Below are 11,427 nucleotides of genomic sequence, written 5' to 3'. Positions count from 1 at the left end.
ACGCATACCGCCCGAGAACTGGTGGGGGTAGTCGTCGACGCGCTGCTTGGCGGCCGGGATGCGGACCCGGTCCATCAGCTCGATGGCCTTGACCTTGGCCTCCTTCTTGGAGAGGCCCTGGTGCACCCGGTACATCTCGCCGAGCTGGTAGCCGACGCTGAGGACGGGGTTCAGCGAGGAGAGGGCGTCCTGGAAGATCATGGCGATCTTCCGGCCGCGGATCTTCCGCCGCTCGTCGGCGGACATGGTGAGCATGTCCTGGCCGCGGAAGAGGATCTGGCCCTGCGGGATCTTCCCCGGGGGCATGTCGAGGATGCCCATGATGGCCTGCGCGGTCACGGACTTGCCGGACCCGGACTCACCGAGCACGGCCAGGGTCTCACCGGCGTCGACGGTGTAGTTGACGCCGTTGACGGCCTTGGCGACGCCCTCGCGGGTGTGGAACTCCACGTGGAGGTCGCGCACCTCGAGCAGCGGGGTCTTCTTGTCGCCGTCGGTCCCCGGCTCGGGGGCGTTCGCGGTCTTCTCTGTCACGGTCACGTACGCCTCCCTCAGCGCAGCTTGGGGTCGAGGGCGTCGCGCACCGCGTCGCCGAGCATGATGAACGCGAGCACGGTGATGCAGAGCATGCCGGCGGGAAAGAACATCACATGCGGGTTGTCCCGGATGGAGTCCTTGGCGTCCGAGATGTCGATGCCCCAGGAGATCGTCGGCTCGGAGAGGCCGAGACCGAGGTAGGACAGCGTGGCCTCGGCCGCGATGTAGCCGCCGAGGGCGATGGTGGCGACGACGATGACGGGCGCGACGGCGTTCGGCAGGATGTGCCGGAACATGATGCGCCCGGTGCCCGCGCCCAGCGCGCGGGCGGCCGTCACATAGTCGGACTGCTTGGTGGTGATCACCGAGCCGCGCATCACGCGGGCGATCTGGGTCCAGCCCAGGAAGGCCATGGCGGCGGCCACGACCCACACCTTCCGGTCGGAGAAGCTCACCAGGATGACCATCGAGCCGAGGAAGAAGGGGATGCCGAAGAATATGTCGGTGACGCGGGAGAGCACCGAGTCGACCCAGCCGCCGTAGTAACCGGCGATCATGCCGACCAGGCCGCCGAGGAGTGTCACGGCGATGGTGACGAGCACGCCGACGCTGATCGAGGCGCGGGCGCCGTAGATGACACGCGCGTAGATGCTGCGGCCCTGCTTGTCGTAGCCGAACCAGTCGGCCGAGAAGACGTCGCCGTACTCCGGCTTGGTGAGGAAGTGGTGGGTCAGATCGCCGTTGCGCGGGTTGGTGCCGGTGAACAGCGACGGCCAGGCGGCCATCACCAGCAGCAGCACGATCAGCAGCGCGGAGATCACGAAGAAGGGGTTGCGGCGCAGGTCGCGCCAGGCGTCGCTCCACAGGCTGCGGGGCTTGCCGGACGACGCGGGGGCGGCCACCACCGCGGCCTCGCCGGCGGCCGCCGCGGTCTCCGCCGCGCTCTCCGCCGCCGTGCCGGGGGTCTTGGTCACGTCAGGCATACCGGATCCTCGGGTCCAGGACCGCGTAGAGCAGGTCGACGATCAGGCTGGTGAACAGGAAGACGAGGACCAGGACGGTGACGATGCCGACGGTGGTCGTGCCCTCGCCCTGGTTGACGGCCCGGTAGAGCTGCTGGCCGACGCCCTGGACGTTGAAGATGCCCTCGGTCACGATCGCGCCGCCCATCAGGGCGCCGATGTCGGTGCCGAGGAAGGTGACGACGGGGATCAGCGAGTTGCGCAGCAGGTGGACACCGACGATCCGGCGCCGGGGCAGGCCCTTGGCGAGCGCGGTGCGCATGTAGTCGGAGCGCAGGTTCTCGCTGATGGTGGTGCGGGTCAGCCGCGCCACGTACGCCAGCGACAGCGAACCGAGCACGGCGCCCGGCAGGATCAGCTGGGTGATGTCCTCGGAATCCCTGACGTTGGGCGTCACCCAGCCCAGTTCGACACCGAAGACGGTCTGGAAGATGTAGCCGAGGACGAAGACCGGGACCGAGATCACCAGCAGGGTGAAGATCAGGACGGCGGTGTCCAGCGCCCGGCCGGCCTTGAGGCCCGCGAAGACGCCGAGGGTGATGCCGAGGACGACCTCGATGACGAACGCGACGAGCGCCAGCCGGATGGTGACGGGGAACGCCTCGCCCATCACGTCGGAGACCTGCCGGCCGCCGAAGGTCTCGCCGAACTTGCCCTGGACGAGATCGACCATGTAGTTCCAGTACTGGTGCCACAGCGGCAGGTCGAAGCCGTACTTGTGGCGCAGCGCCTCGACCTGCGCCGGGTCGGGCACCTTGTCGCCCCACAGCGCCTTGATCGGGTCGCCGGGGAGCCAGTGCACCATCAGGAAAATCAGTAGCGTGGTCCCGATGAAAACCGGGATCATCTGGAGCAGTCGCCGCGCGACGTAACGCCCCATCATGCCTCCAAGTCGGTCGCAGCCCGCGACGCGCCGGGCAGCCTGACTTCCCTGGGGTGTGGGGGGACAGCGGTGCCGGGATGTGCGGGAGCGCCGGTGCCGCCGACGGGTCGGCGGCACCGGCCTTGCGGATGTACGAGTACCTAGGGGTGACGACCCCTGGTGTGACGGCCCTTGGTGTTACTTCTGCTTGACCTGGATGGCCCAGAAGAGGGGCTCACCGTCCTGGCCGTACTTGATCTTGTCGTACACCTTGGTGGACTGGCCGGAGTTGACGGCGTAGTACCACAGCGGGATGACGGGAAGCTTCTTGGTGAGGGCCTTCTCGGCGTCCTGGTAGAGCTTCACCGACTCGTCCAGGGAGCTGACGTTGTCCGCCTTGGCGGCGAGCTCGTCGAACTCCTTGTTCTCGTAACCACCCTGGTTGCCATCGGCCTTGGAGCCGTAGAGGTCACGCAGGAAGTTGGCGTTGACGGGGTAGTCGAGGTTCCAGCCCGACCGGTACAGCGACTTGACCTGCTTCTTCTCGCGGGTGTCGAGGTCGGCCTTGAAGTTCGGCTTGGAGTCGCCGACGCAGTCCACACCGGTGTTGGTGCGGATGCTGTTGCAGACCGCGTCGACCCACGGCTTGTGGTTCAGGTCGGCGTTGTACTGGATGAAGATCTTGTTGCCCGGGACGCCGCCGCCCTCCTTGATGAGCTGCTTGGCCTTCTCCGGGTTGAAGGTGCAGGCCTCGCCGCAGGAGTTGGCCTGGTAGCCCAGCACGCCCTTGGCGACGAAGCTGTTGGCCGGGACGCGGGTGCCGTGGAGGGTGTTCTTGGTGATGGTCTCGCGGTCGACCGCCATCGACAGGCCCTGGACGACCTTGTTGTCGATGTTCTTCCACTGGTCCGAGTAGTACGCGACGGCGACGTCCTGGATGGCGGAGTACTCCACCGTGGCGGCGCGGTCCCCGAGGTCCTGCTTGTACGTGGTGAGCGAGGTGTCGGGGATCTGCTCGATCCAGTCGAGGTTGTCCGAGCGGAGGTCGTTGTAGGCGGCGTCGGCGGTGGTGTAGTTCTTGAAGGTGATGCCGCCGTTCTTGGCCTTGTTCGGGCCCGTGTAGCCGTCCCACTTCTTCACAACGATCTTGTCGTTGTGCGCCCAGGACTCGAACTTGTAGGGGCCGTTGCCGACCGGCTTCTCACCGAAGCCCTTGGGGTCCTTGAAGAAGGCCTGGGGCAGCGGCGCCCAGACGATGTACCCCAGCTTGTAGTTGAAGTACGGGACCTTGTTCTTGAGCGTGATCGTGAACTCGTTGTCGTTGACGACCTTCAGGCCCGACATCTTGTCCGACTTGGGCTCCGCGCCCTTCTCCGCCGGGTGGAGGTCGTCGAAGCCCTCGATGTCGCTGAACCAGTTCGAGTTGATCTGGTTGTTCTTGGTGTTGGCCGACCAGTTCCAGGAGTCCACGTAGGACTGCGCGGTCACGGTCTCGCCGTTGTGGAACTTCCAGCCCGGCTTGAGCTTGACCGTCCAGTGCTGGGCGTCCGAGGACGTCACCGACTCGGCGTTGACGTTCACGATCTTGGCGGTGCCCGATTCGTACGTCACCAGCGTCGAGAACAGGGTGTTCAGCACCCGGTGGCCCTGCTGCTCCTTGGCGTTCGCCGGCTGCAGGGCGTTCTGCGGTTCGCCCGTGTGAACGGTGATCGTCCCGTTGGGATCGACCTTTCCGTCCGTCAGACCGCCACCGCTGTCGCTCTTGTCACCGCCACAGGCCGTCGCGGCCAGCGCCACGACTATCGCGCACGTGACCCACTTGGCGCTCCTGGCACCGCGCATGGGTTTGCCTCCTCAAGAGTCCACTTTTCGCTACAAGTGAGGCGCCGGTCCCTCGCTGACACCCCTGACAGCGAAGTCGGAACCGGCACCTCGAGTGTGCTCGTGAGTCGGCGCTCCCCACAGCGCGTGACCCATTGACCCGAGCTCAGTGAACCCAACTATTGAGTACGACCGCCCTTTAAACCACACTTACAGGGTCTCGCTTTGGTCACATCGATCTTCGCCGACATCGGTAAATCCGGACAAAGCAACCACAGACAGACACGTCTGAAACGGACTGTTAACACAACATCCGGACCTGAGGGACCGACTTCCGGACAATCTCCCGGTGCCGGCCGTCCGTCAGCGGTACGTGCCGTAGTCGCGCCCCGCGCGCATCCGGAACCATTCCGGCCCGACGTACGCGTCCACGGTCCACTCCAGTTGCCCCGCCCCGAGGGCCTGCCGGGCCAGCAGCGGGAGCCGTCCGGCGATCCCCGGCCGGACGGCCAGCAGGCGCGGCCCGTCCGGGGTGCGGCGGAAGACGGAGTGCGCCGGGCCCATGCGTAATCGGAGGGCGTCGAGCGCGGCGAGGGCGGCGGACACGAGCCGGTCCGCCTCGGCCCCCCGCCGGGGGAGCAGTTCCACGTCGCCCGCCGGGTCCCAGACGTCGGCGCCCGGAGGGCCCGGCGCCCGCCAGACGTCGCAGATGTGATGGAGGCCGTCCAGGCTCACCGTATTGACGTGAAACGTGTCCTCCGCGGAGGTTTCCACCGGCAGGGGACCCACCGCGCGGGCCGCGCCCGGCCCGGTGCCGTTGCCGGGCAGGCCGAGGCCCTCGGCGAGGAGGTCCGCGAGCCCCGCCCCGCCCGGGGCGCCGGCCAGGACGGCGACCGGGCGGTGCGCGGCGACGTCCGCGAGGAGCTCCCCGCCTCCGGAAAGCTCCTCGCGGACGTGCAGCACCGCGTAGCCGCGCTCCCGGAGGAGCGGGCCGAGGTGGCCCGCGGTGCCCTGCGCGTCGACGACGGCGACGACGGGGTTCCGTAACATCTCGGCCTCCTCCTCCGGGTCCTAGGCCCCGGCGACCCGGACGATCATCTTTCCGGTGTTCTCCCCGCGCAGCATGCCGAGGAACGCGTCGACGACGTGGTCGAAGCCGTCGGCCACGGTCTCGTCCGGCACCAGCCGCCCGGAGCGGATGTGGGGTATCAGCGCCTCCTCCATCTCCTCCTGGAGGTGGGGGTACTCGCGGACCAGGAAGCCCTCCAGGCGGAGGCTCTTGCCGACCACCTCGTAGAGGTTGCGGGGCGCGGCCGGGGGGTTCTCCGGGTCGTTGTACGTGGAGACGGCGCCGCACCACACGATGCGCCCGTGGGGGCGGACGACGTCGATGGCCGCCTCCAGGTGGTCGCCGCCGACGTTCTCCAGGCAGGCGTCCACCCCGTCGGGCGCCGCCTCGCGCAGGAGCGCGGTGACGGGCCCGTCGTGGTAGTCGAAGGCGGCGTCGAAGCCGAGGTCCTCGACGAGGTGGCGCACCTTGGCCGGCGACCCGGCGCTGCCGATGACGCGTCCGGCGCCCAGGATGCGGGCGAGCTGCCCGGCGGCGGTGCCGACGCCGCCCGCGGCGGCGGAGACGAACAGGGACTCGCCCTCCTGGAGCCGGGCGATCCGGGTGAGCGCCACATAGGCGCTGAGCCCGGTGCCGCCCAGGACGCTGAGATAGGCGCTGAGGGGGACGCCCTCGGCCTGCCGGATCACCCGAGCCTCGTCGGCCGTGACCAGCGCGTGGGTGCGCCAGCCCTGCCGGTGGAAGACGAGGTCCCCGACGGCGAGGCGGGGGTCATCGGAGGCGAGGACGCGTCCGACGGAGCGGCCCTCCAGGGGGGCGTTCAGCTCCCAGACCCCGTTCATGCACTCGCGCATATAGGGGTCGACGGACAGGTAGAGGTTCTCGACCAGGGCCTGGCCCGCCACGGGGTCGGGCAGGGTGGCCGTGACGAAGGCGAAGTCGTCGGCCGTCGGCATCCCCTTGGGCTGGGCGACCTGGTGTACGGCGTGGAACGTGGTGGGCATGCGGGGGTCCTCACTTCTTCCGGGGGTTGGCGGCCGGGGTGATGCCGGCGAGGATCGGCTCCCCGCCCACGGGGTTGACGACGACGCCGCTGACCCGCGGCGAGTGGAGCGTCGAGCCCCTGACGTACCAGACGGGCATGGCGGGCATGTCCTCGGCCACCAGGTCCTCGGCCTTCTGGTAGGCGGCGATGGCCTCGTCCTGGCTCGCGGCCCGGTTCCCCTGGGCGACGAGTTCGTCGAAGCGGGGGTCGGTCCAGCCGGTGACGGCCGTCGAACCGTTCTTGCCGTAGAGCGGATTGAGGAAGTTCTCCATGCTCGGGTAGTCGGAGTTCCAGCCGCTGCGGAACATCCCGGTCATGCTATTGGTGTGGATCTTGTCGACGTACTGCGAATACGGCAGATCGGCCTTGACCACGTAGTCGATGCCCAGGTTCTTCTTGAGCTGCTCACCGAGCGCGGCCATCCACACCTGGTGGTCGGCGCCGGAGTTGGTCCACAGCTCCAGCTTGCCGCCCTGCCAGCCGCCCGCCTCCGCCAGCAGCTTCCGGGCCCGCTCCGGGTCGTACGCGCAGTAGCCGCAGGAGTTCCGGGCGCCGGGGAAGACCGGGGAGACGAAGCCCGCGGCCGGGACGTGGGCGCCGGCGTAGAGGTCGTCGACGAGCGCCTTGCGGTCGACGGCCATGGACAGCGCCTGACGCACCCGCTTGTCCTTGAAGCGCGCGTCGTAGGTGGGGAAGGCGATCCGCTGGAGGGATGCCATGGGCACCTCGATGAGGGTGTCCCGGTGCTTCTGGCGGGCGTCACGCAGCTTGTCGCCGGGCAGCAGCTTGCGGACCACGTCGAGCTCGCCGCGCTCCAGGGCGTCGTAGCCGTCCGAGACGTTGTTCATCAGCTTGAACGTGATGCGCCGGGACTTGCCCTTGGGGGCGCCCTTGTAGCCGTCGAAGCGGACGGTCCGGATGACCTTGCCGTGCTCCCAGGACTCCATCCGGTAGGGGCCGTTGCCGATCGGCTTCTCGTCGCAGGCCTTGACGTCGGCGAGGCACGCCTTGGCGAGCGGGTGGAAGCCGATGTAGCCGAGCATCGTCCGGAAGCCGCTGTAGGGCTCGGAGAGGGTGACGGTGAACGTCCGGCGGTCGGTCTTCTTCAGACCGGAGAGGGTCTTCGCCCTGCCCTGCTGGACGTCGGGGTAGCCCTGGACGCTGCGGAAGAAGTCGTTGTTGGCCTGCTGGTTGGGGCCGTAGGCGGTGTAGTTCCAGGCCCTGATGTAGGCGTCGGCGTCGACCGGCTCGCCGTTGTGGAAGGTCAGGCCCTTCTTCAGCCTGACGGTCCAGACCTTCTGGTCGGCGGACGGCGTGATGGATTCCGCCTGGACGTTCACCGGCTGGAGGGTCTTGGGGTCGTAGCGCACCAGCCCGCTGTAGAGCACCGAGTCGACGATGAGGCTCTCGCTCTGGTCGACGTTGCCGGGCATCAGATGGCCCGGTTCCTCGGCGAAGACGCGCAGCTCCCCGCCGCCCTGGCCGGTGGCGCCGGCGGGCGCGGTGGTGCTCACGAGGGCGCATGCGGTGGCCGCGCACACGGCCAGTCTGGCGAGGGTGGATCTGGTCAGCATCAGTGTTCCCTGGCGATAGCGGTGGTCACGAACACGAAGTACGGAGTACGGAAAGGAGCGGGAGGCTCAGCCCACGGCCACCCGGGGCCGGAAGCGCGCGGCCACCCAGACGCCGCACAGGGCGAAGGCCAGCATGATCGCGGCCACCCCGGCGTAGCCGGTGCCGAGCGAGACCTTCGCCGCCCGGCCCACGGCCGGCATCAGCAGTACCGAGCCCAGGCCGATGGCCAGCAGCCGCAGCGAGGCCATCTTGGCCTTGTCCCCCTCGCCCGCGTGCTGCTGGAGCGAGGCCAGCAGCCAGACGAGGCTGTTGAGGTTGGCGAAGCCGCCCAGCAGGAACGCCGCGAAGTGCACGACCGGGTTCCCGCCGGCGGACAGCAGCAGCGCGATCGCCGCCTGTACCGCCAGCCAGAACGGCAGCAGCTTCTGCTTCGCCGTGCGGGAGGTGAAGAAGGAGGCGGTGACCATGCCCACGCCGAAGGTGGCCTCCAGCGCGGAGACGTACCAGCTCCGGCCCTCGTAGAAGCGGTCGACCAGCGGGACGACCAGGGTGCTCATGCTGTTCGCGAAGAGGAAGTCGGCGGCGCAGGTCACCACCATGGCGAAGACGACGGCCTCGCCCCGGTAGCGGCCGAACATCCGCCGCCAGTCCCCCAGCATGCCCGTCAGCGCGGCGCGCAGCAGCGCCGGGGACAGCGGCCGGGTGTTCTCCGTCTTCTCCGGCCGGACGCCCCGGGCCACCCCGGCGCACAGGGCGGAGGCGGCCACGCTCACCAGCAGCGCCCTGGCGGGCGTGCCGAAGGCGAGGACGACGCCGAGGAGCGCCATCCCGATCACCACGCCGACCTGGAAGGCCATGCCGGTGACGGCGTTGAACCGCACCACCAGGCCCCGGTCGATGTGGTGCGCCGTGAACTTGAACAGCGCGGCCCGCTCGACGTTGTCGAAGACGGCCAGCAGCACGGCCGCCGCCATGATGAACGGCACCGGATCGCCGACGGGCGCGGCGGCGAAGCCCGCGATGGCCAGCACGCAGGCGGCCTTGCAGAGGGCCGCCGTCACATAGACCCGCGTGGAGCGCAGCGCGTCCACGACCGGCCCACAGAAGGGCAGGACGCAGATCGCGCCGATCCCCTGCGAGGCCAGCACGGTCACGAACGCGCTGGCGTTGCCGGTGAGTTCGAAGAGGAGCTGGCCGAGCGCGAGGACGTTCAGGCCGAAGCCGAGGCTGGACATCAGGATCGCGCCGAGCATCCGGCGCGCCCTCGGGTCCTGCCAGACGGTTCTCATCTCACCCACCGGCCTTGACGAGCCCACCGGCCTTGACGAGCCCACCGGCCTCGGCGAGGCCATCCGCCTTGGCGGGCTCGACCGTGATCGTCCGGGCGCACTCCCGCAGGAACGCGCCGAGCTCCTCCGGGTCGTCGTGCGACGCCTCGATGAAGACGGGCACCAGCCACTCGTGGTAGGTGACGTGGTCGGGCAGCGGCCGCTCGCGGTCGAGGACGTACAGCGCGTCCACGGCGGGGTGGTCCCGCAGCTCCGGCGGCACGTGGATGGTGTGGCCCGGGGCGGGGTCGAGGTGGTGGCCGGGGACGGCCAGCCAGCCGTGGTGGCGGCCGCTGGGCTCGGCGGGGGCCGGCCGGGGCAGGCCCAGCCGGATGGCGATCTCGTGGGAGGGCAGGTGCACTCCCGTGTGGCGCAGGTGGGCGTCCACGACTCCGGCGCCGCCCATGCGGTTGGCGACCTCCAGGAAGACGAGCTCGCCCTCCTCGGTCTCGAAGAGCTCCAGGTGGAGGGTGCCGGCCTCGATCTCCAGCGCCTCGACCACGCGCTCGGCGAAGTCCCGGTAGCGGCCGTCGCGGTCGGGGATCTGGTGGGAGGCCAGGGGGGCGCCGCCCAGGTAGTCGACGGGCTTGTTGACGTACCGGCTGACCGCGAGGTCGACGAGCGTGCCGCCGCTCACCAGGCCGTCGGCGTGGAGGATGGCGCCGTCGATGTACTCCTCCAGCTGGACGTCCTGCCGGTGCTCCAGCTTCCAGTAGGCCGTCAGCGCGTCGCGGGCGGTGTCGTGGACGGTGACGCCCTCGCTGGAGGCGCCCTGCCGGGGCTTGATGACGGTCCGGCCCGTCCAGGGCAGGGCGTCGCAGGGGGCGGGGGCAGCCTCGAAGCGGGGATAGCGGATGCCGGAATCGGCCAGGGCCCGCTTCATGCTGACCTTGTCGCGGACCCGTTCGAGGTGTTCCAGGGAGGGTCCGGCAAGGCCCAGGTGGCGGCGGATGTGCCAGGACTCCAGCATGCCGAACTCGGAGAGGGACAGCATCCCTTCGTAGCCGTCGGCGCGGGAGACGCGGGCGGTGACGCCCGCCACCAGGTCCTCGCCCTCGGCGAGTTCGATCCGCCGGCAGCGCAGGTCGGCGGGGAGGTCCGCCATGCGCGCGGGGTGCCCGATGTAGGTGACCTCGTGCCGCTCGTGGTCGAGGCCGAGGTGGTAGGAAATCTTGCGGTACGGGACCTGGTGGATGACCAGAATCTTCATGCGTGAAACTCCAAGGCCGTGATCCCCCAGCTGAAGCCCATGGCGCTGCTGGCCAGCAGCACCAGGTCGCCGCGCGCCAGTTTCTTGTCCGTGAGCAGGCCCTGGAGGGCGATGAGGGTGTCGGCTCCGCCCATGTGGCCCAGCCGGTGGTAGTTGAAGACGCTCTTCTCCCGGGGCAGGCCGATGCTCTCCAGCAGCCGCTCGTGCATGTCCTTGTCGCCGTGGTTGATCAGGAAGTAGGCGACGTCGGTCAGTTCCCTGCCCAGGGCTTCGAGGGTCTCGTCGACGAGCGCGCCGAAGTTCTCGACGTAGGCGTCGGCGAGACCGGCGCGGTGTGGGGCCCGCCGGATGACGACCCGGTTGTCCCGGTGCTCGCCGTAGTAGTAGTCGGCCCAGGAGGGGTCGGTGCGCATCGCCGAGTGGAGCAGGGAGAAGGACAGGTCGCCGTCGGAGAGGAGCACGGCGGCCGCCGCGTCACCGAAGTTGAACAGCGCCTTCGAGCCGGGGTCGGTGTGGTCGACCATGCGGCTGAGCCGGTCCCCGATGAGCACCAGGGTGTACCCGGTCCGGCCCAGCCGGATGGCGTCGGTCGCGATCCGCAGCGCGGTCATGCCCGCGTTGCAGAAGTTCGCGACCTCGAAGGCGTGCGCCCCCTCGATGCCGAGCGCGTCGGCCACCCGGGCCGCCGGCGACCAGAACGGCTTGTCCCAGTCGCCGGAGCCCGCGTAGATGACCTGTCCGATGTCGGCGGGGCGGACGGCGGTGCGGGCCAGTACGGCCCGCGCCGCCTCGGCCGCGAGTTCCCACGCCTGCTCCCGCTCGCCGAGGACGGGGAAGCCCTCGCCGTGGGTGATCCGGCGGATGCCGTCCTCGGGCACGCCCGAGGAAGCGGACATCTCCTTCACTCCCAGGTACGAGGCGGGGAAGCGGACGTCGAAGTCGACTATGCCGCCCACGG

The 11,427-nt window shown here is 69.4% G+C and carries 10 protein-coding genes; all 10 read right to left on the bottom strand.

What is annotated here, in order from left to right:
• Positions 1–540 (bottom strand): ATP-binding cassette domain-containing protein (locus ACX9I7_RS18210; protein ID WP_459387894.1); only part of this gene is annotated, 540 nt, incomplete at its 3' end.
• Between the two features lie 11 nt (positions 541–551).
• Positions 552–1,520 carry an ABC transporter permease gene (locus tag ACX9I7_RS18205; RefSeq protein ID WP_459387893.1) on the bottom strand — a complete coding sequence of 323 codons (969 nt, stop codon included), beginning with the start codon at positions 1,518–1,520 and terminating at the stop codon, positions 552–554.
• Positions 1,513–2,439 carry an ABC transporter permease gene (locus ACX9I7_RS18200; RefSeq protein WP_126918191.1) on the bottom strand — a complete coding sequence of 309 codons (927 nt, stop codon included), beginning with the start codon at positions 2,437–2,439 and terminating at the stop codon, positions 1,513–1,515. The genes ACX9I7_RS18205 and ACX9I7_RS18200 overlap by 8 nt, the downstream gene beginning before the upstream one ends.
• A 180-nt stretch (positions 2,440–2,619) precedes the next feature.
• Positions 2,620–4,263, bottom strand: coding sequence for a peptide ABC transporter substrate-binding protein (locus ACX9I7_RS18195; RefSeq protein ID WP_387566709.1), 1,644 nt, complete (start codon positions 4,261–4,263; stop codon positions 2,620–2,622).
• Between the two features lie 342 nt (positions 4,264–4,605).
• A complete protein-coding gene (locus ACX9I7_RS18190) occupies positions 4,606–5,292 on the bottom strand; it encodes a hypothetical protein (RefSeq protein WP_459387892.1) in 687 nt (228 codons plus the stop codon).
• Between the two features lie 21 nt (positions 5,293–5,313).
• Positions 5,314–6,315 carry an NADP-dependent oxidoreductase gene (locus ACX9I7_RS18185; RefSeq protein ID WP_459387891.1) on the bottom strand — a complete coding sequence of 334 codons (1,002 nt, stop codon included), beginning with the start codon at positions 6,313–6,315 and terminating at the stop codon, positions 5,314–5,316.
• Positions 6,316–6,325: 10 nt separating this feature from the next.
• On the bottom strand, positions 6,326–7,930 hold the full coding sequence (locus tag ACX9I7_RS18180) for a peptide ABC transporter substrate-binding protein (protein ID WP_387566717.1): 1,605 nt from the start codon (positions 7,928–7,930) through the stop codon (positions 6,326–6,328).
• 66 nt (positions 7,931–7,996) lie between these two features.
• Positions 7,997–9,220, bottom strand: coding sequence for an MFS transporter (locus ACX9I7_RS18175; RefSeq protein WP_459387890.1), 1,224 nt, complete (start codon positions 9,218–9,220; stop codon positions 7,997–7,999).
• A gap of 1 nt (position 9,221) precedes the next feature.
• Entirely contained in the window at positions 9,222–10,469 is a 1,248-nt protein-coding gene (locus tag ACX9I7_RS18170; protein ID WP_459387889.1) for an ATP-grasp domain-containing protein, read from the bottom strand.
• A complete protein-coding gene (locus tag ACX9I7_RS18165) occupies positions 10,466–11,425 on the bottom strand; it encodes a 3-oxoacyl-ACP synthase III family protein (protein WP_459387888.1) in 960 nt (319 codons plus the stop codon). The genes ACX9I7_RS18170 and ACX9I7_RS18165 overlap by 4 nt, the downstream gene beginning before the upstream one ends.
• Positions 11,426–11,427 lie beyond the last annotated feature (2 nt).

The sequence above is a fragment of the Streptomyces sp. L500 genome (assembly GCF_054551825.1).
This window is presented reverse-complemented; position numbering and strand designations above follow the sequence as displayed.